The organism is uncultured Merdimmobilis sp. (assembly GCF_902471145.1).
In the GTDB taxonomy this organism is placed as follows: domain Bacteria; phylum Bacillota; class Clostridia; order Oscillospirales; family Ruminococcaceae; genus Merdimmobilis; species Merdimmobilis hominis.
In genome coordinates this window covers 50323-71690 of the sequence record NZ_CABRJC010000009.1, presented here as the reverse complement: position 1 = coordinate 71690, position 21368 = coordinate 50323, and the positions used below count along the sequence as shown (strand labels likewise).

Below are 21368 nucleotides of genomic sequence, written 5' to 3'. Positions count from 1 at the left end.
GTGGATGGCGGCGTTGCCGTCCAGCAGCAGATAGCGCAGCTTGGGCATAGCGGAAAAGACGGGGAAACAGGCGTCGGTGAGTGCGCCGTTCTCCACGCCGAAGTTGGCCATGCTTTTGTGCCCGGCAAAGGGGGCAAGCAGTTCATCGGTCACCGGATAACCTTTCACATGGAAGCCCACCAGGGTATAGCTGGCCAGCCGCTCCATGGGTTCCATGGTCAGCTCTGGGATCTCAAATTTCTTCTCTCCATCCAGGGTCAGGACACCGTTTTCCCAGTCCGCTGTCCGCGCCCGTTTTGGCCATTCCATCGTTGTAAGTCTTCCTTTCCAGGGATGTCATCTCTGCTCCACAAAGTGAACAGGCGTTCCTCCGATTTCAAATTCCAACTTTACGCCATAATCATCCGCCCAGGGCTGGCACTTGCTGAGTAGCTCCACCACCAGCTGGTCGGGTTCTTCATCAAAAGTGACCCGCAAAATTACAGACCATTTCCCATATTCCTTCTGAAATTCTTCGCTCTGTGTATGATTTAGGTAACCTTCCATCTTGTCCAGCAGGGCCTTTTGCGTTTCCGGAGAGCCGTCAATAAAGCCATTGCAGACCAAAACCATTAATACTTCATTGCTTTCGCGTTTCTCCGCCAGAATGTCGATCTTGTGCAGATCCCCGAGCATATCTTCAATCGTCATTGTTATTACCAGTCCCTTTCCCGAATAGCCTCCTCGGTGTCAATGGGGATGCCAAACCACTCCAGAATATAGGCCACGGTTGACGCGATACATTCCCGTGCCACCGTTTCAATCTCGCTGTCGTTCTCGTCAAACTCCTCCTGGAGATCATTGATACCGCAGACCGCCTCATCCAGCGTTGCCTGTATCACTTCGGTATCGGTTTCGCCGCTCTCCAGCAGGCCGATGACCTTCTGGAGTTCGTCCTTTACCTTGTCCACCAAAAAAGCAGGATAGTAATCATCCTGGTACATCTCGTCCAGCAGTTTATAATTTGGGTCAAATGCTTTCATCGGGCTTGCTCCTTTCTCATTCAAACATCAAACCGTATGATTCGGTCAGGCTTCCGTCGTCCTCGTGAAATATACACTGATACAGAGGCTCACGCTGGGTTGCTTTGCGGAATCGCTCCAGAACCGGAGCCAGCGGCTCACCGGTAGGGATACCAAGCGCATCAGACACCCGCCGCAAGCTGTCCACATCCATATCTTCCAAGTTGGTGTTACGCTGTCTCTGCCCATATTCCTCCAGTGTTTTGGAATCCACATACTCCTTTGCATCACAGCAGTCGTGCCAGCAGATGCAGCTCACGATCAGTGAAAAAAGGTCATCCATGCTCTCAGCCAGACGGTCTGTCTCACCTTCGCTGCTGTAATATCCAATGGAGCCATCTTCCAACAGGTGGTATTCTCCGCCGGAGCCATCTCTGGCAAACGCCATGCCGGGCAGGGAGAAGGTGCATCGGCCTTCTGCGTCATCCCGCGGGGACAACTCATTCAGCAGGAAGAAGTCAAACAGCGAATCAAATTCCTCTGCCAAATCAGGGTTTCCATGCAATATCTTCAAATAGTCCATAGCCGTTTTCCTCCGTTTACGGTTCTTGGGTCATTTTGCGCAGCTGTTCCAGCCACTGTGTTTCTTCCATTATCTCATCGTTCTGGTAAAAGTGGTCTTTATCGCGGGCCAAATGGTCAGCGAGCAGAGGTGCGTCCAACGGGGTGCAGACTGTGAAACTGTCCCGATCCGCCCCCTTGATCTCACGGTTGAGGTAGTACACTCGTTTGGCATCGCGGGAATACCAGTGCCCAAGCAGTTCCCAGGAAGTCAGCTCTGCTTTGGGAAGCTGTTTGCCGTAGGCATAGATCCGCTTCTCATCTCTGGCAAAATAGGTATCGCCCAAGGAGCGGAAAGAGGAAACTTCCACACCCTTGATGATCTTCACCTTGCCATCTCCGTTATGGAAGTAGACCTGCCGGCTGTCCTTTGCATATCCCTGGGGCGCATCCGAATCGTTCTGGCCGTTGTCTAATACCTGGAAGGCTGTCAGCTCTACATCTGGGATTCTCCCGCTGGTGGTGTAGACGGCTGTTTTGTCCATCGCGTAGGCATAGTTTAACACCCGAAACGATGCCGGGTCTGCTCCACGCAGGCGAATCCCACCGAGAAAGCAGGCCGTAGAGGATTTGCCCCAGTAATGCCAACAGCAGAAGTCTTTGGGCGCAACACCCTTCAAAAGGCCGTTTTCATATAGGCCAGAGAAATAGACGGCTCCATCCTTGAGGAAAAACTCGTTGTCCACCGGCTCTGTGTTGGTGATCGGTTGGAGCATTTCTTCGTGCTCGGCTGTGATGCTAAACTCGATCTCATCGTCGCTGTAAATTAAGTAGAGCCCATGATGGGATTTCCCACCGAAATGCAGTTCAATGTCATGGTATTTGAGGATCAAAGGCTTCCCGCCGCTTCTCATGGTGGAGAGGGCATCGGGATTCCCGAAGATTTCTATGACCTCATCCTGCGATATTCCGAATTTCAGCGGTGAAATGTCCCGCGGATTCTGCAATATTTGATTGCGCCAAATAGTAAAGTCCTGTTTCATAGTTTTCCGTCCAGTGCCTCCACAGTTTTCATGGCAGCGGAATCAAAGTTGCACTGCCGCAGTTCCCGTTCGATCAGGGCAAACACATCGGGAAAGCACTCGATCTCGTCCTGATACTCATATTTCGCATACAGTTTCCCGTGCTCTGAGATCCAGACCTCTGCCGGGTAGTAGTAGCCGATATGGCCGATGGGCTGGCACTTCTGACCAGCTGTCTGCTCAATTTCCGCCAGCTCACAGCCGGACATATCCCGGAAATAGGCGTCCTCCAAATGGTTTTTGATTCCATTGACCAGGTAAGGAAACAAAGCAAACTCAAAGTCAGCCGCCCATTTCAGCTTTTTCTGCGCCAAGTACCACTCACAGCACAGGCCGAAATATTTGCGGTAAAACCGTTGGGTGGTCTTCATCATCGGGACGTCATGGTCGGCGTAATATTTCTCCGCAATGGAGATGTCCACTTTTCGCCCTTCCTGCCACCCGGCGTACTCCATCAGCTGCTTGACCTTGCTGCCCAGATCGCCGGAGATGAGGATGCGTTCTTTCGTCATGGGGTACCACCTCAGCTCTCATGAGTAATACAAAAAATCTCCTTCTTCAAATCAAAGTAGATTACCATCAGCTCGTCGGTAATCTCCGGGTTGAAGGACAGATCCAGAATGAAAACTTGCTGATTCATCTCGCTATCCACCAGACTGCCGAACCGCTTGAGCTTCAAAAAGTCCACCATCTCGGCAAAGGACAGCTTGGATGGATCGGTTCCCGGAAAAAGTTCCGCCGCAATATCCGGGCCTACATCGTCCCGGTGGAACTCCATGAAAAATGTCACAACGCTATGGTAGCGGCTGTCCTCGTCCGCCAGCGCCGCTTTAATGGCGGATTTGGCCTTTTCCGCCAATTTCTCCGCCTCATCCAGCATTTCTCCCACCGCATCCATGGCAGCAGGATCGCCGGTCAGTTCTTCCTCTACATCGAAGATAAAGGGCAGTCCCGATTCCTCGGGAAAGTTGAAGATTTCCTCGCCGGGTGTATATGTAAAATCAATGCGTTTACAGTTCAGCTTCATCTCTGCTCCTCCTTACTCATGCCAGCTCCGCGTCCAAGATCTGGACTGGTTTTCCTTTCTCGTTCACATAGTAAAGGGCGATATAGTCGATGCCGTCCCGCTTGACCTGTTCCCACGGCATCCGTTCACCGTTGATCAGTTCCACGGTATCCGCCTCGTCCGGTTCGAAGTCCTCTTTTTCGTCCTCATAGTCAACGCTGTACCCCAGCTCCAGCACCAGTTTGGAGGCAGGGATCTCATACCGCTTGAGGGGACGGTGCTCCAGTTCGGCTGGATCGTGTTCATCGCAGAACATATTATCGTAGCCATGCCGTCCACCGTCAAAGATGATGAACTCCTCGCCGCTCTCCGGGTCACGGGCTGTCACCAGTCCGGGAGCCGCATCGCCATCTACAATATAGGATTGGGGCTCTCCTTTCACCGTGAGCAGATCTCCATAATACCAAACCTCCAGCAGTTCATTGCCGGTGGTGGAACAGAGTGTCACAGTGGGCAGACGCTTCTCCGCCCATTCTTTCACATGGCCGGTGAGCCAGGTGGGATATTTCTCAGTCATCATAGTCTTTCTCCTCCTATTTCAATTTCAGCACAAATCCCCAGATGCTCACTACAATCAGGAGGACACCCAACAGGAAGAAAAGCACCCGCCGGTATCCTCTGCTGTGACGGTGGGCATCCCGCGTACCAGTGGGGTCGCAGAGCCAGTTCCAGTTACGGATCGCTCCAAGCAAAATCGCTGTGCCAATCATCACCGAGGCAATATACCAATGCTCTTGCAAAAAAGCCATGATCTGCTCGCTGTTCATTTAGGTTTCCTCCTCTCCTTATCCCTGCATATCTGCACCAATGGGGCCTTTTTTCAGTGTCCCATCCACAGTGACCACATGGCCCCAGAACATATCGTCGTCCTCATACCAGACGGTAAATCGCCCGCCAGGAGATACTGTAAACTCGGTGAGTAGGATGCGCCGGGCGAACTCATCCTCAGTGATGGGGTCTTTCTCCGGGTTCCGGTCGGTCTGGTCATTGTCGGCCAGCCATTCGTTGGCCAGAGCGGTGAGCTTTTGGGCAGCCATCGCCCGCAGGGACTTGTCCCAGACTTCCTGATCTGCCAGCAGTTTCTTCATCACATTGGTGACACGAGTCCAGGACGCTTTCTTTTCAATCTCCACATCCAACGAAATCCGGACTTCTTTTCCCATCCACTTGTAGGTTCCGTCGAATGTGCTCATCTCACGATCCAGGGTGAGGGTTCCCAGCACTGCATCTTCCAGAAGAATGGGCTTTGTGTATTCCGTCCAGATTTCCTCCAGTGCCGGGCAGGGGACACCTTCCTCCAGTACCTCCGTGACATACCACTGAGGTTCGCTGAAGGCATCACCTTTCCAGCCGCGGGCTTTGATTCGGTAGACCTGGCCCTTGGCAAACAGCTTGGAATAGTCTCCGGCTTCCCGTTCCTTGTCTGTCAGCGGCCAGCTCAGGTAGCAGCGGCCGGAGATTACCTGTCCGCTCTGGACATCCGCCATGGCGAGAGCATGGTTATGCGCCGTCCAGAAAGTATCCAGAAAGGTTTTGTCCGCGCTGGTGCCGCTTTGGATCAGTACCAGCTTTTCCTCATCTTCTGATGCGTAAAGGGCAATAAAGTCTTCGATTTTTCTTTTTTTCATGGTGTCCTCCCTTAAACATTCAGATAACAAAAATGCCCCACGCCGCACTGTCATAAAGACAGGCTGACGCAGGGCATGAAAAAGCCGCGTTGAAGGAGCTACATCTACCGGCAGATGCAGTTTCTTCAACAATCAAAATCTTTTTTTCGCATCTTAAAACAGCAAGGTGCTGTCCAATATATTTGTTCATAGCGACACCATTTGTTCTGAGCATAATTGGAATTTTATTATATCACAACGCACCTTCCATGAAAATATTTTGTGTAAAATGCAAAAGAAAATTTTTTATGAATTTGTTCCAAGAAGGGTTGTGACTTCCATGTTAGGTCGGGTGTGGGATCACCTCGGGAACGCCAACCAAAAACCTCAATGCACAAGCTGCGGTCGGGGCTTTCGCTTTAATCGCGGCTTTGCACCCGCATTTACCACAGGCATCTTTTCCCCGCTTGGGGAAATTTTTCCTATCGCAACACAACCCATCCCGCGATGAATCCACTGCATGCAGATCTGTCCACTGTGTCCGATCCTGGTGATCCAATAAAGCCCAGCTGCCATCCCAACCGGGAACCCCACCGAAGCAAAATTTGCTTTTCTCCCCCAGAAAAAGGGGTGTTCCGTTGACAATTTCCCCCCTTTTTTGTTAGTATGAAAAGGAAGCTGTACCTTGCCCAAAAAGGGCGATTCAGCCGCCATTTTCTGAGCCCCATATCTCCGGATTTCCCCGTCGGGAGGCGATGCCTCGCCCAGAAAACGGGCACACTATACCAAGAAGCCTGCTGGGAAAACTCCGGCGCTGCCAGTGGAATGCGGCCGCGGAAAAAATTCCGGCCGGACGGGGACAGGCTCGTCCCAAGCAAGATAAGGCTATCCCCATGGGTTGTTTTTATCAGCCTTTACAATATATTTTACGGGAGGAATCGCACCATGAGCAACATCCAGATCTCCGACCACGTGCGGTACATCGGCGTGGACGACAAAACCATCCAGTTGTTTGAAAGCCAATACGACGTCCCCAATGGCGTCTCCTACAACTCCTACCTGATTCTCGACGACAAAATCGCCGTCATGGACACGGTGGACGCCCGCGCCACCGAGGAGTGGCTGGCCAACCTGGAGGCCGCTTTGGATGGCAGAACCCCCGATTACCTGGTGGTCCTCCACATGGAGCCGGACCACTCGGCCAGCATCCACAGGGCGGCGGAGAAGTACCCGGAGATGCAGATTGTGGGCAACGCCAAAACCTTCCCCATGATCGCCCAGTTCTTCCCTCTGTGCCTGGAGGGCCGCACCGTCGTGGTCAAAGAAGGGGACACCCTTTCTCTGGGGAACCACACCCTCCAGTTCTTTATGGCCCCTATGGTCCACTGGCCGGAGGTGATGGTCGCCTATGAGCAGACCGAAAAACTCCTCTTCTCCGCCGACGGGTTCGGCAAGTTCGGCACCCTGGACACCGACGAACCCTGGCTGGAGGAATCCCGCCGGTATTACATCAACATCGTGGGCAAATACGGCGCCCAGGTCCAGGCCCTTCTCAAAAAGGCATCCGGCCTTGACATCGCCAAAATCTGCCCTCTTCATGGCCCCATTCTGGACAAAGACCTGGGCTACTACCTGGAGAAATACGATACCTGGAGCCGCTATGAGCCAGAGGACAAGGGCATCCTCATCGCCTGCGCCTCCATCCACGGCCACACCATGATGGCCGCCCAGAAACTGGCGGAACTCCTGCGGGAGAAAACCAGCCTTCCGGTGGTGGTTGCCGACCTGTGCCGGGACGACATGGCCAAGTGCGTCTCCGACGCCTTCCGCTACAGCCATCTGGTCGTGGCCTGCGCCACCTACAACGGGGGCCTGTTCCCGCCCATGGAGGCTTTCCTCTCCCACATCAAGGCCAAGAACTATCAGAAGCGCACAGTGGGCATTGTGGAAAACGGCACCTGGGCCCCCACCGCTGCCAAGCAGATGAAAGCCGCCTTTGAGGGGATGAAAGAGATCCGCCTGGCACAGCCTGTGGTCTCGGTGAAATCGGCCATAAACGACGCCTCCATTGCGGAGTTGGACGCCCTGGCCCAAGCGCTGCTCGCCGAGTAAACAATATTAGGGCAAAGGAAGGGGAACCCCCGGCTGGGGGTTCCCCTTTTTGTTCCCCTCTGTCCAGAAAATAGTCCCAGCCCTGTGCTGACCCCTTGACAAAATTGGTTGGCGGGGGTGGGGCCCTATTTCCTTTCTGTGGAAACTCCAACTCACTGCCAAGGCTGGAAATTTTTTGTCATTTCTGTAACAAACATTGTTAAACAGAAGACCGAATCGCAAAATTATATCTTTTTAGCGGAAGAATTTTCTAAAAATATTTTTGAATTAATCACCAAAAATGGGGTGTGATCTTCTCCGAAATCAAAATTTCTTCGTCGGAATTCCGGCAAAACTCGGGGTGATGTTGGATAGTTCTCCTAGGTTCGTCTAGGAAATCACAAGCATTGCCGTTTCTTTGTCAAACCCCCTGGTTGACAACATTTTGGTTGTTGGCTATAATGCAGGTACAAACGGGGCATCCTCTGGATCGCCTTGCATATATTGCGGTTGAAGGATCCGGGAGAGGTCAACACAACAAGATATTGTGTTGGAGCCAAAGGGGTATGCGCAAAAAAACTCTCAGGCAAAAGTACCGGATCTGGACGGAACTCTGGAGAGTTGAGACCTCCTTTTGGCAGGTGCCTCAACACCGATGAAGCAACTTGGCCCAAACGGCGGGTCGGGGAATCTTTCAGGTATCGCAACAGAGGCGCGCTCTTACCGGCGTGCCTCTGTTTTTTATAAGCAGCCACAGGCGAACTTATAAAATGTCCATCGGGGCCTTCCCCCAGAATCCTGTTGCAGCAAAGCCATTTTACGGCTATTTTGACCCACTTTGGAAAGGAGCGTATTCCATGGAACTGAAAACCCCACTTTATGATTGCCACGTAGCTTTAAACGGAAAAATTGTCCCCTTTGCCGGCTATCTGCTCCCGGTGCAGTACGACACCGGCGTCATCGCCGAGCATATGGCGGTGCGCACCAAGGCTGGCCTCTTTGATGTCTCCCACATGGGCGAAGTGGTTTTCTCCGGCCCCGACGCCCTCAAAAACGTCCAGCACCTGATGACCAATGACTTTTCCAACATGGTGGCAGGCGATGTCCGCTACAGCCCCATGTGCAACGAAAAGGGCGGCGTGGTGGACGACCTGATCGTCTATTGCCTCAAAGAGCCCACCGATTACCTGGTCGTTGTCAACGCAGCCAACCGCCACAAGGACGCCGATTGGATGCGCAGCCACCTGATCGGGGATGTCACTTTTAAAGACATCTCCGACGAGGTGGCCCAGGTCGCCCTCCAGGGACCCCAGTCCCAGGCCATTCTATCCAAACTGGCTGACGAGAGGGACATCCCAACCAAATACTACAGCTTCTGCCAAACCGGCAAGGTAGCCGGGGTGGACTGTCTGATCTCCAAGACCGGCTACACCGGCGAGGACGGGTTCGAGCTCTATTGCGCCCCCGACAAAGCTGCTGAGCTGTGGAACGCCCTGCTGGATGCAGGCAAAGAGAACGGCCTCATCCCCTGCGGCCTGGGCGCCCGGGACACCCTGCGGTTGGAAGCCGGTATGCCCCTCTACGGCCACGAGATGACCGACGACATCACCCCCAAGCAAACCGGCCTTGGCATGTTCGTCAAGATGGACAAAGAGGACTTCATCGGCAAAAAAGCCATGGAGGAGATGGGCGCCCCCACCATCAAACGGGTGGGCCTGAAGATTCTGGGGAGGGGCATCGCCCGGGAGAACTTCCCCGTCTACGCCGGCGACAAATTGATCGGCCACACCACCAGCGGCACCCACTGCCCCTACCTGGGCGGCGCTTACGCCATGGCCATTGTGGAGAAGGAGCCCGCACCCTTGGGCGCCACCGTCCAGGTGGAGATCCGCGGCAAGAAGGTGGACGCTGAGGTAGTCAAATCCCAGTTCTATAAAAAAGCTTAACTTCCGGCTCTTCCTTTGGGAGGTCGCTTTCCCTCCCCCCCTTTGGGCGGCCTTCCCAATAGAGCTGTTTCCCCATTGTCCCAAACGGCCGGGGCCACTGCCCCACGCCCGAAACTATACAACATTAAACAGAATCAATAGGAGGAATGCAACATGAAAAATCCAACCGATCTGCTGTATACAAAATCCCACGAATGGGTCAAGAAACTGGACGATGGCACCGTGAAGGTGGGTCTAACCGATTACGCACAGCATGAGCTGGGCGACCTGGTGTTCATCAACCTTCCCCAGGAAGGGGATGAAGTCTCGGTGGGCGAGACCTTTGGCGACGTGGAATCGGTCAAAGCGGTCTCTGACGTGTACAGCCCTGTCTCCGGCACCGTCACCGCCATCAACGAAGAACTGCTGGACCACCCCGAACTGGTGAACAAAGAAGCTTATGAAGCTTGGTTCATCCAGGTGGGCGAAATCTCCCAGGAGGAAGAGCTGCTCTCGGCCGAGGCTTATGAGGAGCTTCTTGCAAAGGAGGAGGCGTAAATGGGCTCTTACGTTCCAAACACCCGGGATGAGCGCCAAGGGATGCTGGAAGCGGCCGGCTTCTCCAAGATGGAGGACCTGTTCGCCCACATCCCCCACGAGGTGCTGCTGAACCGCCCCTTAGACATCCCCGCCGGCAAATCCGAACTGGAAGTCAGCCGGGTGATGGCGGAAATGGCAGGGAAAAACACCATCTTCCCCTCCATCTTCCGCGGTGCGGGCGCCTACGACCACTACATCCCCGCCATTGTCAAGAGCGTCACCTCCAAAGAGGAGTTCCTGACCTCCTACACCCCTTACCAGGCGGAGATCAGCCAGGGCGTCCTCCAGTCCATCTTTGAGTACCAGACTATGATCTGTGAGATCACCGGCATGGATGCTTCCAATGCCTCGGTTTACGACGGGGCCACCGCCGCCGCCGAAGCCGCCTCCATGTGCCGGGAGCGCAGCCGCACCGTCACCTATGTGTCGGCCGCCTGCAACCCCTCGGTGTTGCGGACGCTGAAAACCTACTGCTTCTCCTCCGGGACTGAGCTGGTGGTCGTCCCAGAAAAAGACGGCGTCACCGACCTTTCCGCCATCGAAGGCGAGCTGGACGGCAAAACCACCGCTTCCCTGTACATTGAACAGCCCAACTACTACGGCTTATTGGAGGATGTGGAAAAAGCCGCTGAGGTCATCCATGCCGCAGGCGGCAAGCTGATTGTCGGCTGCAACCCCATCTCCCTGGGCATCCTGAAAACCCCCGCCGAGTGCGGTGCGGACATCGCTGTAGGCGAAGGCCAGCCCTTGGGCATGCCCCTTTCCTTCGGCGGCCCCTACCTGGGCTTTATGGCCGCCAAATCGTCCATGACCCGCAAGCTGCCGGGGCGCATCGTGGGCGAGACCACCGACCTGGACGGCAAACGGGCCTATGTCCTGACCCTCCAGGCCCGGGAACAGCACATCCGCCGGGAGAAAGCCTCCAGCAACATCTGCTCCAACCAGGCCCTATGCGCTATGACCGCCGCGGTCTACCTGGCTGCCGTAGGAGCTGAAGGCCTCCAGAAAGCCGCCACCCTCTGTATGTCCAAAGCCCATTACCTGGCTCAGGAGCTCTCTAAAATCCCCGGCTTCGGGCGCAAACACCAAGGGGAATTCTTCCACGAGTTTGTCACCGGCTGCCCCATCTGCCCCCACAAGCTGATGGCCGAGCTGGAAAAACACGGCATCCTGGGCGGCCTGCCCCTCACCGGGGCCTATGAGGGCTCGATCCTGTGGTGCTGCACCGAGAAGAACACCAAAGCGGACATCGACCGTCTGGTGGCGATTGTAAAGGAGGTGGCTGCCCAATGAAACTGATATTTGAGAAGAGCCAGCAAGGCAGAGGCTGCTCCATCCTGCCGGAGTGCGATGTCCCCGTGGCGTCCATCCCCCAGGGCAAAGAACGCAGACAGCCGCTGCATCTGCCCCAGATGGCGGAGAACGACCTTTCCCGCCACTACACCCAGCTGATGAAACGCACCCACGGCGTCAACGACGGGTTCTACCCCCTTGGCTCCTGCACCATGAAATACAACCCCAAAGTCAATGAAGAGGCCGCGGCCCTGCCCGGGTTCCAGAAGATCCACCCCCTGCAGCCGGAATCCACCGTCCAGGGCGCCCTTGAAGTGCTGTGCACCGCCGAGCAGCTGCTGTGCGAGATCACCGGCATGGACAACATGACCTTCCAGCCTGCGGCGGGCGCCCATGGAGAGCTGACCGGCCTTCTGCTGATCAAAGCCTACCACGCGGCCCGGGGCGACACCAAGCGCACCAAGATCATCGTCCCCGATTCCGCCCACGGCACCAACCCCGCCAGCGCCGCCATGGCCGGCTTCCATGTGGTCAGTGTCCCCTCCTATGAGGACGGCTGCGTCAATGTGGAAAAACTGCGGGAAGCAGTCGGCGACGACACCGCCGGCCTGATGCTGACCAACCCCAACACCGTCGGCCTGTTTGACAAGAACATCTTAGAGATCACCAAGATCATCCATGAGGCGGGCGGCCTGTGCTACTACGACGGCGCCAACCTCAATGCAGTCATGGGCATCGTCCGGCCCGGCGACATGGGCTTCGACGTGGTCCACCTCAACCTGCACAAGACCTTCTCCACCCCTCATGGCGGCGGCGGCCCCGGCGCAGGACCTGTGGGCTGTAAGAAGATCCTCACCCCCTTCCTCCCCTCCCCCATGGCAGTAAAGGCTGAGGACGGCTACCATCTGGATTATGACCGCCCCCAGAGCATCGGCTCGGTGAAGGACTTCTACGGCAACTTCCTGGTGGTGGTGCGGGCCCTGACCTACATCCTCACCCTGGGCAAAGAGGGCATTCCCGAGGCGGCCCAGAACGCCGTCCTCAACTGCAACTACCTGATGAGCCAGCTCAAAGACGTCTATGACATGGCCTTTGACACCGGTTGTATGCACGAGTTTGTCATGACCCTCTCCCGGATGAAGAAGGAACACGGCGTCTCCGCCATGGATATCGCCAAAGCCCTTCTGGACAACGGCATCCACCCGCCGACGATGTACTTCCCGCTGATCGTCGAGGAGGCTCTGATGGTAGAGCCCACCGAAACCGAGTCCAAGGAGACTTTGGACGAGGCGGTGGCGGTGCTCCACAAAATCTACCAAGAGGCGGTTTCCAACCCCGAAGCCCTCCATGAGGCTCCCCTCACAACCCCCGTCCGCCGTCTGGATGAGGTTGGCGCGGCCCGGAATCCCCGTCTGCGGTATCAGTTCGCAGAGTAGGTTTTGACCCTTCACAACTAAAAAGGCTGAAAGACCAAAAAGGCGCCTCCCCCGCCTTGGTGTGGGGAACCGGACAACACAAAAGGACGGTTCCCCCCGGCGGTCTTTCAGCTTTTTCTTTTTCACCGTTTATCCACCCGATCTGTAAAGGAGATATTTATGGCTTTTAAATCGGATATCGAAATCGCCCAGGAGACGAAAATGGACCACATCCGCGACGTGGCCGCCGCGGTTGGCATTGATGAAAAATATGTGGAACAGTACGGCAACTACAAGGCGAAGATCGACTACAACGTCCTCACCGAGTGCGCCGGAAAACCGGACGGAAAGCTGATCCTAGTCACCGCTATCACCCCCACCCCCGCAGGCGAAGGCAAGACCACCACCACCGTAGGGTTGGCAGACGGCCTGCGCAAGATCGGCAAAAAAGCGGTAGTCGCCCTGCGGGAGCCCTCCCTGGGCCCGGTGTTCGGCGTCAAAGGCGGTGCAGCTGGGGGCGGGTATGCCCAGGTCGTCCCCATGGAGGACATCAACCTCCACTTCACCGGCGACATGCACGCCATCGGCGCGGCCAACAACCTTCTGGCCGCCATGCTGGATAATCACATCTACCAGGGCAACGCCTTAAACATCGACCCCCGCCGCATCACCTGGAAGCGCTGCGTTGATATGAACGACCGCCAGCTGCGGTTTGTCACCGACGGCTTGGGCGGCCGGGTCAACGGCGTCCCCCGGGAAGACGGGTACGACATCACCGTGGCCAGCGAAGTCATGGCGGTGCTCTGCCTGGCCACCGACCTCATCGACCTGAAGGAGCGGCTGGGCCGGATCATCGTGGGCTACACCTACGACGACAAACCGGTCACCGCCGGCGACCTGAAAGCCCAGGGCGCCATGGCCGCCCTCCTGAAAGACGCCCTGAAACCCAACCTGGTCCAGACCTTGGAACACACCCCCGCCTTCATCCACGGCGGCCCCTTTGCCAACATCGCCCACGGCTGCAACAGCATTATGGCCACCAAGATGGCCCTGAAGTTCGGCGATTACGCCGTCACCGAGGCGGGTTTCGGCGCCGACTTGGGCGCGGAGAAATTCTTGGACATCAAATGCCGCATGGCGGGCCTCCGCCCCTCCGCCGTGGTCATTGTCGCCACCGTCCGCGCCCTAAAACACCACGGAGGGGTGGCCAAAGCCGACCTGGGCAATGAGAACCTGGAGGCCCTGGAAAAAGGCCTGCCCAACCTGCTGCAGCATGTAGAAAACATCACCCAGGTGTTCCACCTTCCCGCAGTGGTGGCCATCAACCGCTTCCCCACCGACACCGAGGCTGAGCTGGCCCTCATCGAGGAAAAATGCCGCGCCCTGGGGGTCAACGTGGCCCTGTCCGAAGTGTGGGGCAAGGGCGGCGAGGGCGGAAAGGCCCTTGCGGAAGAGGTTGTCCGCCTCTGCGAAGAGGAGAGCAGCTTCACCAACTGCTACGACTTGGACCTTCCCATTGAAAAGAAGCTTGACGCCATCGTCACAAAAGTTTATCATGGCGATAAAGTGGAGCTGACCGCCGGCGCCCGGAAACAGATGAAAAAGCTGGAGGAGCTGGGTTTTGGGAACCTGCCCATCTGCATGGCCAAGACCCAGTACAGCTTCTCTGACGACCAAAAGCTCCTGGGTGCGCCCCGCGGCTTTACCGTACAGGTGCGCAACCTGAAAGTCTCTGCCGGCGCAGGCTTCATCGTGGCCTTGACCGGGGATATCATGACCATGCCCGGCCTGCCCAAGGTCCCCTCCGCCGAGAAGATCGACGTGGACGCCACCGGCAAAATCCAGGGCCTGTTCTAATGGGCAAAGGAGAATGACTATGGACTTTACCACACAAAGCTGCCGGGACTTCGTCACCGTCCTGGCTTCCAAAGCGCCGGTGCCGGGCGGGGGGGGAGCCTCCGCCCTGGTGGGCGCTATCGGCACCGCCCTGGGCAACATGGTGGGCAGCCTGACCGTGGGCAAGAAGAAATATGCCGCGGTGGAAGCGGACGTGATCGCCCTCCAGGAGAAGGCCACCGCCCTACAAAACGACCTGCTCGCCCTGGTGGAGCGGGACGCCCAGGTGTTTGAACCCCTCTCAAAAGCCTACGGCATGCCCAAGGCCACCGAGGAAGAAAAGGCGGAGAAGGCCCGGGTTATGGCCGTCGTTTTGAAGGAGGCCTGCCAGGTCCCCTTTGAAATCATGGAGAAGTGCTGCCAGGCCATCGACCTAATGGACGGCTTTGCCAAGATGGGAAGCGCCATCGCCCTGTCGGACGCCGGGGTCGGGGTCGCCTTCTGCAAGGCGGCACTGCTGGGCGCCAGCCTCAATGTGTTCATCAACACCAAATCCATGGCCGACCGGGCCTATGCCGAAGAGATCAACCAAAAAGCCAACGCCATGCTGACTGCCTACACCGCCCGGGCGGATGCCATCTACCAGTCGGTGCTGGAGCGGCTGCAATAGGAGGGGAAACACCTATGGCAACCATCCTCAAAGGCGCGGCGGTGACCGCCGCCCTAAACCAATCCCTTACAGAGAGAACCAGCGCCCTCAAAGAGAAGGGCATCCTCCCCACCCTAGCCATTGTGCGGGTGGGGGAGCGGGGGGACGACATCTCCTATGAAAAAGGGGCCATCAAGCGCTGCGAGAAGATCGGCGTCGGGGTGAAGCAGTTCCTCCTGCCCGCCGATGTCCCGGAGGAAACCCTGTTGGCCACCATAGAAGAGATCAACGCTGACCCTGCCATCCACGGCTGCCTCCTGTTCCGCCCGCTGCCGGGGCACATTGACGGGGAGCGGATCCGCCGGGCCCTCGCCCCCCAAAAGGATGTAGACGGCATCACCGACGGCTCCCTGGCCGGGGTATTCTCCGGCTCCGGGGAAGGCTATCCCCCTTGTACCGCCCAAGCCTGCATGGAGATTCTGGACCACTACGGCTATCCGCTCCAGGGCAAAAAAGCGGTGGTCGTCGGCCGCAGTCTGGTGGTGGGCAAGCCTGCCGCCATGCTGCTGCTCCAAAAAAACGCCACCGTCACCGTCTGCCACACCCGCACGGCGGATATGCCTGCCCTCTGCCGGGAGGCAGAGGTTCTCATCGTCGCCGCTGGCAAAGCCGGCGTGGTGGGGAAGGAATACCTCTCCCCCGGCCAGGTGGTCATCGACGTGGGGATCCACGTCCTGGAGGACGGCAAGCTGACTGGAGACGTGAAGTTTGAAGAGGCGGAACCCATTGTGGAGGCCATCACCCCGGTGCCCGGCGGCGTGGGCACCGTCACCACTTCGGTGCTGGTGAAACACGTGGTGGAAGCCGCGGAAAAGGCGTCGAAATGAGCCTGTTCACCCCGGCCCAGACGCTGGAAAACTACTGTGCCACCGGCTGCGCCAAGGCAGAGCGCGCCCCTCTGCCCGCTTTTTTGCTGGCGGTTTTAGCTGGTGCGCTGATCGCCCTGGGGGGCGCCGCCTCAGCCACGGCCACCTACGCGGTGGCCAACCCCTCCCTGGCCAAGCTGATCAGCGGCCTTCTGTTCCCCTTTGGCCTTGCCATAGTCATCCTGTCGGGGGCGGAGCTGTTCACCGGCAACTGCCTCATCACCCTTTCGGTGCTGGACCGCAAAACCTCCCTGGGCAGCATGCTGCGCAGCTGGGCCATCGTCTACCTGGGCAACTTTGTGGGGGCCGCGGCTGTCGCCGGGAGCTATGTCTACTTTGGCCGGCTTCCCGCCGACCTGGCTGCCGCCATGGCCCGCACTGCCTCCGCCAAATGCAGCCTCACCTTCCCCCAAGGGGTGGTGCTGGGTCTTTGGTGCAACATCCTCGTGTGCCTGGCGGTGCTTTTAAGCCTCTCCGCCCAGGATTTAAGTGGCCGGGTGATGGGCGCTTACCTACCGGTGGCCTTCTTCATCTTCTGCGGGTTTGAGCACAGCGTCGCCAACATGTACTACATCCCCGCTGGTTTGTTTGTTGGGACCCTTCCCCAATACGCTTCGGCGCTGGAGGGGCTCTCCCTCCCGGCCCTCAATTGGGGCAATTTCTTCTTCGCCAACCTGTTGCCGGTGACCCTGGGCAACATCCTGGGCGGCGCACTGCTATCCTATCTGCTGTTCCGCAGCCACCTGGGCGCACCGGCTCCTCAGCAGTCCCGAACCTAACCCTTGGGAGGAATCCGTTTATGATCAAGACCTTGTACACCTGTATGGGCACCGGCTTCAACCCCTATGAAAACCTGGCCCTGGAGGAAATGCTCCTCACCCATGTGCCAAAGGAGAGCTGCATCCTCTACCTGTGGCAGAACCAAAAGACGGTGGTTATCGGCAAAAACCAGAACGCCTGGAAGGAATGCCGGGTCAAAGAGCTGGAGGAGGACGGTGGATTTCTGGCCCGCCGCCTCTCCGGGGGTGGGGCGGTGTTCCACGATTTGGGGAACCTCAACTTCACTTTTTTGATGAACAGCCCCGATTACGACCTTTCCCGCCAGCTGGATGTCATCCTGCAGGCGGTGGCTTCCCTGGGCATCTCCGCCCAAAAGTCCGGCCGGAACGACGTCACCACTGCCGACGGACGGAAATTCTCCGGCAACGCCTTTTATCACCACGGGGGAAAATCCTACCATCACGGCACATTGATGCTCCAGGTAAACAAGGATCTGGTGGCCCGCTACCTCAATGTTTCGGCGGCCAAGCTCTCCTCCCAAGGGGTGAGCTCGGTGAAATCCCGGGTGGTCAACCTGGTGGAATTGCAGCCGGATCTGACGGTGGAAGCTATGAAAAAAGCCCTCATCTCTGCGTTTGAACAGGTGTACGGCCTCCCTTCCCTCCCCTTCCCGGTGGAGGAGCTGGACGGGGACAAGACCGCAGCCCTCGCCGCCCGGAACGCCTCTTTTGACTGGCGCCTAGGCAGGAATATCCCCTTCCATTGGCAGGGGGAATGCCGGTTCCCCTGGGGCGGTATCGAATTGAAACTGCGGGTGGAGAGCGGCCGGGTGCAGGAAGCCGCTCTGTACTCCGATGCCATGGACGGGGATTTCATCCCCCGCATCGCCCCACTCTTCACCGGCAAAGTCTTCTCCTCCCGGGAGCTGGGCGAGTCCCTCTCCCCCCTCCTCTTGGAGGACATTGGGCAGCTTCCCCGGCAGATGGTGGAAGACCTGCGGGATTTCATCCGCTCCCAAGAATTTTAACAGAACCAACAATCCCCACGGTAGAAATGGAGGATGGATATGAACGAATATCAGTTGATTGTCATCGGGGCCGGCCCCGGCGGTTATGAAGCCGCCATCCGGGCCGCCCAACTGGGCCTTACCACCGCCTTGGTGGAGAACCGCCAAGTGGGCGGCACCTGCCTCAACCGGGGGTGCATCCCCACCAAAGCCCTGCTCCACGCCGCCGCCCTGTACCGGGGAGTCCAGGAATTTGAATCGGTGGGCCTTTGTGCCCAAGGGGTGTCCTTTGACATCCAAAAAGTCCACGACCGCAAAAACCAAGTGATTGAACAGCTTCGCTCCGGCATTGAACAGCTGATCAAAGCCAATAAGATCGACCTGTACCAAGGCACCGGCACCTTGACCGGCCCTCACAGCGTCACTGTGGCCACCGGGGAGGGCCCGGTGGAACTGGCCGGCGAAAATATCTTGGTGGCCACCGGCTCCAAGCCCTCCCGGCCCCCCATCCCCGGCCTGGACCTGCCCCATGTGGGCACCAGCGATGAGTTCCTCTTTTTGGAGGATAAGCTGTACGAGAACCTGATCATCATCGGCGGCGGGGTCATCGGGGTGGAGTTCGCCTCGGTGTACCAGAGCTTTGGATGCAAGGTGACCATTGTGGAGGCCATGGACCGCATCCTGCCCCCCATGGACCGGGAGATCTCCCAGAACCTTGCCATGATCCTGAAAAAACGGGGGGTCGCCATCCACACCGGCGCCATGGTGGAGCGGCTGGAGGAGACCCCCGAAGGCATCGCCTGCCACTTCACCCAGAAGGGCAAGGAACAGGTGGTCACCGCCGACGGCGTATTGGTGGCCATTGGCCGCCGCCCCAACACCGACGGTCTCTTTGCCGAGGGTTTCTCGGTGGAGATGGAACGGGGCCGCATCGTCACCGACGAGGCGTTTAGGACCAACGTGCCCTCCATCCGGGCCATCGGTGACGTCACCGCTAAGATCCAGCTGGCCCATATGGCATCCGCCCAGGGCCTCACCGCCGTTGAACTCATCGCCGGCAAGGAGCCTTCCATCTGCCTCACTGCCGTCCCCGGCTGCGTCTACACCGACCCGGAGATCGCCACCGTCGGCCTGACCGAAGAGGAGTGCAAGGAGAAGGGCATCGCCGTGCACAAGGGCAAATACATCATGTCCGGAAACGGCAAAAGTATCATCGAACAGGCGGACCGGGGCTTTATCAAGCTGTTGTTTGATGAAAAGACCGATGTCCTGCTGGGCGCCCACCTGATGTGCTGCCGTGCCACCGACCTGATCAGCGAACTGTCCACGGCCATCGTCAACAAGCTGACCTCTAAGGAGCTCAGTTCGGTGATCCGCCCCCATCCCACCTTTACCGAAGCGGTGACCGAGGCGGTGGAGAGCGCTCACGGCATGGCCATCCATCTGGCTCCGGCCAAAAAATAAAGCTGCATCAAAAAGCGGCCCTTTTCCTATAGGGAAAAGGGCCGCTTTTTGCGCCTTGAAACAAAAAAGTCTCCGTTAAAATGAGAGAAAATCCTCCTTGCTGCCCAAAATTGTGCTACAATGGTCGCAAGCGGCCATTGGGGAAGAAACCGCTTCCCTGTTTCATACATATCCCAATTGATTGGAGGCCCCCTCATGAAACGAACCATCTTTTGGCGCCTGCTTGCCTTCCTGCTGTGCGCCCTCTGCATCTATGCCGCAGCTGTGTCTGTTCTTCAAGGAATGGCTCCCCCCTTTGACATCCTGCTTCCCCTGGCGGCCACCTTTCTGGCCTGCCTGCCCCTGGCCGTCCTTTTCTCCCGGAAGATCGCCGGCACCGTGGCTGACCCCATCCAGCGGATCACCAACCATCTGGAGATGATCCAGCGGGGGAACTACAACCTCCACATCGATTACCCCTATGACGATGAACTCTCCCCCATTATCGGGGCGATCAACCAGCTCACCCAAAACATCTCCCACACCCTGGAGGATCTGACCTACGAAAAAGAAAAGGCGGAATACATCCTCAACAACATGGACGGCGGGCTGGTGCTGGTGGACGCAGGGCGGCGGATTTTGCAGCACAACAGCGCCATCCACAAATATTTTGACATCGGAGATGAAATTGTGGGCCAAGCCATCACCTCCCTCACCGACAACCCGGATATCCTGAGGTCGGTGGATAAGGCGGTAGAGAACCAAATCTCCTCGGTGTTCGACGTCAACCTGATGGACAAATCCGGCACTGTGGTGTCGGTGCGCGCCATCCCCACCCAAGGAGCCTGGACGGACAGCGGCCGCAGTGCCTCAGCCATCCTCATCTTTACCGATGTCACCCAGATGCGCCAGATGGAGCGGATGCGCAGCGAATTTGTAGCCAACGTCTCCCACGAGCTGAAAACCCCCATCACCTCCATCAAAGGCTTTGCCGAGCTGCTGGATTCCGGCGTGGTGCAAGACCATGCCTTGGTGGAGAGCTACCTTCGGCGCATCCGGGAGGAATCGGAGCGGATGACCAATTTGATTGAGGACATCCTGCGCCTATCCAGCCTGGAGAGCGGCCAGAGCCAGGAGCAGCGCCCGGAGCTGGTGGATTTGCGGGAGATGGCGGAGGACATCCTCTACAGCCTCACCCCTCAGATCAGCAAACGAAATATTACAGCCCAGGCGGAGGGGGAGGGCTGCTGCTGGGCAGTTCCCGACGACATGCGGCAGCTTTTGAAGAACATCATCGAAAACGCGGTAAAATACAACACCGACGGCGGTTCGGTCTCGGTGGTCTGCGACCAGGGGGATGAAACTTGCAGCGTCACCGTGTCGGACACCGGCATCGGCATCCCCATGGAGCATCAGCCCCGCATCTTCGAGCGGTTTTACCGGGTGGACAAAGGCCGTAGCAAGCGGGAGGGCGGCACCGGTTTGGGCCTTTCCATCGTCAAGCACGTGGCCGCCAAATACGGCGGGCAGATTACCCTGACCAGCCGCCCTGATGAAGGCACGGTCATCCAAGTGCGGCTGCCGGTGGGGGAAAACCCCGCCCGCTGCCGCAATCAGGAGGAACCATCATGACTGTCAACAAAATCTCCCTTGTCTATTTCAGCCCAACAGGGACTACCCGGCAGATGGTCCGGGCTATAGCGGAGGCGCTTCCCATGCCGGTGGAGGAATACGACTCACCTTGGGGATCCCTCCAATCCCCACCTTCCTGCCGGAGGACTTTGTGATCCTTGGGCGTCCCAGCGTACAGTGGGCAGGTACCCAAACCGGCCCTGGAACGGTTTGCCGCCCTCCACGGCCAGGGGACGCCCTCCAACAGAATTCCGGCTGCTTTGGCCCCCCTCTAAATCACAAAATAACCAGCGATATCTCCCTCACCCCGAGGGCGCAAAAAAGCCAGGGACACGCCCTGGCTGCGAAATTGATTCAAAAGATGCGGGGGAAACGAATTGTTTCTAGGTCTATTTTATTTTATACTTGTGGAATTATCCGTTTTTCCAAATCATTTTCGGTTTTTTGATACGAAG

22 protein-coding genes, 1 pseudogene and 1 riboswitch are annotated in these 21368 nt (G+C 57.4%); of the genes and pseudogenes, 13 read left to right on the top strand and 10 right to left on the bottom strand.

Annotated features, from left to right (window positions below):
* The 10 genes and pseudogenes from RDQ42_RS06165 to RDQ42_RS06120 form a co-directional block, all read right to left on the bottom strand.
* Window positions 1-309: pseudogene (locus RDQ42_RS06165) on the bottom strand (hypothetical protein); the annotation flags it as partial.
* 27 nt (window positions 310-336) lie between these two features.
* Complete coding sequence (locus RDQ42_RS06160) at window positions 337-690, bottom strand: DUF6572 domain-containing protein (RefSeq protein WP_054331394.1); 354 nt, start codon at window positions 688-690, stop codon at window positions 337-339.
* A gap of 5 nt (window positions 691-695) precedes the next feature.
* Entirely contained in the window at window positions 696-1022 is a 327-nt protein-coding gene (locus RDQ42_RS06155) for a DUF5713 family protein (RefSeq protein WP_231358004.1), read from the bottom strand.
* 16 nt (window positions 1023-1038) lie between these two features.
* Complete coding sequence (locus RDQ42_RS06150; RefSeq protein WP_231358003.1) at window positions 1039-1584, bottom strand: hypothetical protein; 546 nt, start codon at window positions 1582-1584, stop codon at window positions 1039-1041.
* A 16-nt stretch (window positions 1585-1600) separates the two neighbouring features.
* On the bottom strand, window positions 1601-2605 hold the full coding sequence (locus tag RDQ42_RS06145; protein WP_231358002.1) for a DKNYY domain-containing protein: 1005 nt from the start codon (window positions 2603-2605) through the stop codon (window positions 1601-1603).
* Window positions 2602-3156: an SUKH-3 domain-containing protein gene (locus RDQ42_RS06140; RefSeq protein ID WP_054331390.1), complete on the bottom strand. Its 555-nt coding sequence runs from the start codon at window positions 3154-3156 to the stop codon at window positions 2602-2604. Before RDQ42_RS06140 ends, RDQ42_RS06145 begins: the two co-directional genes overlap by 4 nt.
* 11 nt (window positions 3157-3167) lie before the next feature.
* A complete protein-coding gene (locus tag RDQ42_RS06135; RefSeq protein ID WP_231358001.1) occupies window positions 3168-3671 on the bottom strand; it encodes a DUF2004 domain-containing protein in 504 nt (167 codons plus the stop codon).
* 16 nt (window positions 3672-3687) lie between these two features.
* Window positions 3688-4230 (bottom strand): hypothetical protein, encoded by a 543-nt coding sequence (locus RDQ42_RS06130; protein ID WP_054331388.1) that lies wholly within the window; start codon window positions 4228-4230, stop codon window positions 3688-3690.
* 13 nt (window positions 4231-4243) lie between these two features.
* Window positions 4244-4477: a cytochrome D ubiquinol oxidase subunit II gene (locus RDQ42_RS06125; RefSeq protein WP_231358000.1), complete on the bottom strand. Its 234-nt coding sequence runs from the start codon at window positions 4475-4477 to the stop codon at window positions 4244-4246.
* 18 nt (window positions 4478-4495) lie between these two features.
* The gene (locus RDQ42_RS06120; protein WP_231357999.1) at window positions 4496-5338 is read right to left on the bottom strand and encodes a DUF2262 domain-containing protein; all 843 of its coding nucleotides are present in this window, start codon (window positions 5336-5338) and stop codon (window positions 4496-4498) included.
* Window positions 5339-6262: 924 nt separating this feature from the next.
* On the opposite strand from RDQ42_RS06120, the gene RDQ42_RS06115 reads away from it, so the two are divergent.
* From RDQ42_RS06115 to RDQ42_RS06055, 13 genes are all read left to right on the top strand, one after another.
* Complete coding sequence (locus tag RDQ42_RS06115) at window positions 6263-7429, top strand: FprA family A-type flavoprotein (RefSeq protein WP_071427630.1); 1167 nt, start codon at window positions 6263-6265, stop codon at window positions 7427-7429.
* 489 nt (window positions 7430-7918) lie between these two features.
* Window positions 7919-8016: riboswitch (glycine riboswitch) on the top strand.
* 249 nt (window positions 8017-8265) lie between these two features.
* Window positions 8266-9354 (top strand): glycine cleavage system aminomethyltransferase GcvT, encoded by a 1089-nt coding sequence (gcvT, locus tag RDQ42_RS06110; protein ID WP_054331556.1) that lies wholly within the window; start codon window positions 8266-8268, stop codon window positions 9352-9354.
* Window positions 9355-9507: 153 nt separating this feature from the next.
* Window positions 9508-9891 carry a glycine cleavage system protein GcvH gene (gcvH, locus tag RDQ42_RS06105; protein ID WP_054331384.1) on the top strand — a complete coding sequence of 128 codons (384 nt, stop codon included), beginning with the start codon at window positions 9508-9510 and terminating at the stop codon, window positions 9889-9891.
* Window positions 9892-11226 carry an aminomethyl-transferring glycine dehydrogenase subunit GcvPA gene (gene gcvPA, locus RDQ42_RS06100; RefSeq protein WP_308588446.1) on the top strand — a complete coding sequence of 445 codons (1335 nt, stop codon included), beginning with the start codon at window positions 9892-9894 and terminating at the stop codon, window positions 11224-11226. It begins immediately after the preceding gene.
* A complete protein-coding gene (gcvPB, locus tag RDQ42_RS06095) occupies window positions 11223-12662 on the top strand; it encodes an aminomethyl-transferring glycine dehydrogenase subunit GcvPB (RefSeq protein ID WP_054331382.1) in 1440 nt (479 codons plus the stop codon). Before gcvPA ends, gcvPB begins: the two co-directional genes overlap by 4 nt.
* 159 nt (window positions 12663-12821) lie before the next feature.
* Window positions 12822-14498 (top strand): formate--tetrahydrofolate ligase, encoded by a 1677-nt coding sequence (locus RDQ42_RS06090; protein ID WP_231357998.1) that lies wholly within the window; start codon window positions 12822-12824, stop codon window positions 14496-14498.
* Between the two features lie 19 nt (window positions 14499-14517).
* Entirely contained in the window at window positions 14518-15147 is a 630-nt protein-coding gene (locus RDQ42_RS06085; RefSeq protein ID WP_231357997.1) for a cyclodeaminase/cyclohydrolase family protein, read from the top strand.
* A 14-nt stretch (window positions 15148-15161) separates the two neighbouring features.
* Window positions 15162-16013 (top strand): bifunctional 5,10-methylenetetrahydrofolate dehydrogenase/5,10-methenyltetrahydrofolate cyclohydrolase, encoded by an 852-nt coding sequence (locus RDQ42_RS06080; RefSeq protein ID WP_071427629.1) that lies wholly within the window; start codon window positions 15162-15164, stop codon window positions 16011-16013.
* Window positions 16010-16831 (top strand): formate/nitrite transporter family protein, encoded by an 822-nt coding sequence (locus RDQ42_RS06075; RefSeq protein ID WP_071427627.1) that lies wholly within the window; start codon window positions 16010-16012, stop codon window positions 16829-16831. Before RDQ42_RS06080 ends, RDQ42_RS06075 begins: the two co-directional genes overlap by 4 nt.
* Before the next feature lie 20 nt (window positions 16832-16851).
* Window positions 16852-17859, top strand: coding sequence for a lipoate--protein ligase (locus RDQ42_RS06070; RefSeq protein ID WP_231357996.1), 1008 nt, complete (start codon window positions 16852-16854; stop codon window positions 17857-17859).
* Between the two features lie 39 nt (window positions 17860-17898).
* On the top strand, window positions 17899-19302 hold the full coding sequence (gene lpdA, locus RDQ42_RS06065; RefSeq protein ID WP_231357995.1) for a dihydrolipoyl dehydrogenase: 1404 nt from the start codon (window positions 17899-17901) through the stop codon (window positions 19300-19302).
* Between the two features lie 195 nt (window positions 19303-19497).
* A complete protein-coding gene (locus RDQ42_RS06060) occupies window positions 19498-20913 on the top strand; it encodes a HAMP domain-containing sensor histidine kinase (protein ID WP_071427622.1) in 1416 nt (471 codons plus the stop codon).
* On the top strand, window positions 20910-21068 hold the full coding sequence (locus RDQ42_RS06055) for a flavodoxin family protein (protein WP_143117186.1): 159 nt from the start codon (window positions 20910-20912) through the stop codon (window positions 21066-21068). The genes RDQ42_RS06060 and RDQ42_RS06055 overlap by 4 nt, the downstream gene beginning before the upstream one ends.
* Window positions 21069-21368 lie beyond the last annotated feature (300 nt).

Bases quoted from the DNA above. Each gene is read 5' to 3' on its own strand.
- RDQ42_RS06160 (WP_054331394.1), bottom strand. From the start codon at position 690: ATGACGATTGAAGATATGCTCGGGGATCTGCACAAGATCGACATTCTG.
- RDQ42_RS06155 (WP_231358004.1), bottom strand. From the start codon at position 1,022: ATGAAAGCATTTGACCCAAATTATAAACTGCTGGACGAGATGTACCAG.
- RDQ42_RS06150 (WP_231358003.1), bottom strand. From the start codon at position 1,584: ATGGACTATTTGAAGATATTGCATGGAAACCCTGATTTGGCAGAGGAA.
- RDQ42_RS06145 (WP_231358002.1), bottom strand. From the start codon at position 2,605: ATGAAACAGGACTTTACTATTTGGCGCAATCAAATATTGCAGAATCCG.
- RDQ42_RS06140 (WP_054331390.1), bottom strand. From the start codon at position 3,156: ATGACGAAAGAACGCATCCTCATCTCCGGCGATCTGGGCAGCAAGGTC.
- RDQ42_RS06135 (WP_231358001.1), bottom strand. From the start codon at position 3,671: ATGAAGCTGAACTGTAAACGCATTGATTTTACATATACACCCGGCGAG.
- RDQ42_RS06130 (WP_054331388.1), bottom strand. From the start codon at position 4,230: ATGATGACTGAGAAATATCCCACCTGGCTCACCGGCCATGTGAAAGAA.
- RDQ42_RS06125 (WP_231358000.1), bottom strand. From the start codon at position 4,477: ATGAACAGCGAGCAGATCATGGCTTTTTTGCAAGAGCATTGGTATATT.
- RDQ42_RS06120 (WP_231357999.1), bottom strand. From the start codon at position 5,338: ATGAAAAAAAGAAAAATCGAAGACTTTATTGCCCTTTACGCATCAGAA.
- RDQ42_RS06115 (WP_071427630.1), top strand. From the start codon at position 6,263: ATGAGCAACATCCAGATCTCCGACCACGTGCGGTACATCGGCGTGGAC.
- gcvT (WP_054331556.1), top strand. From the start codon at position 8,266: ATGGAACTGAAAACCCCACTTTATGATTGCCACGTAGCTTTAAACGGA.
- gcvH (WP_054331384.1), top strand. From the start codon at position 9,508: ATGAAAAATCCAACCGATCTGCTGTATACAAAATCCCACGAATGGGTC.
- gcvPA (WP_308588446.1), top strand. From the start codon at position 9,892: ATGGGCTCTTACGTTCCAAACACCCGGGATGAGCGCCAAGGGATGCTG.
- gcvPB (WP_054331382.1), top strand. From the start codon at position 11,223: ATGAAACTGATATTTGAGAAGAGCCAGCAAGGCAGAGGCTGCTCCATC.
- RDQ42_RS06090 (WP_231357998.1), top strand. From the start codon at position 12,822: ATGGCTTTTAAATCGGATATCGAAATCGCCCAGGAGACGAAAATGGAC.
- RDQ42_RS06085 (WP_231357997.1), top strand. From the start codon at position 14,518: ATGGACTTTACCACACAAAGCTGCCGGGACTTCGTCACCGTCCTGGCT.
- RDQ42_RS06080 (WP_071427629.1), top strand. From the start codon at position 15,162: ATGGCAACCATCCTCAAAGGCGCGGCGGTGACCGCCGCCCTAAACCAA.
- RDQ42_RS06075 (WP_071427627.1), top strand. From the start codon at position 16,010: ATGAGCCTGTTCACCCCGGCCCAGACGCTGGAAAACTACTGTGCCACC.
- RDQ42_RS06070 (WP_231357996.1), top strand. From the start codon at position 16,852: ATGATCAAGACCTTGTACACCTGTATGGGCACCGGCTTCAACCCCTAT.
- lpdA (WP_231357995.1), top strand. From the start codon at position 17,899: ATGAACGAATATCAGTTGATTGTCATCGGGGCCGGCCCCGGCGGTTAT.
- RDQ42_RS06060 (WP_071427622.1), top strand. From the start codon at position 19,498: ATGAAACGAACCATCTTTTGGCGCCTGCTTGCCTTCCTGCTGTGCGCC.
- RDQ42_RS06055 (WP_143117186.1), top strand. From the start codon at position 20,910: ATGACTGTCAACAAAATCTCCCTTGTCTATTTCAGCCCAACAGGGACT.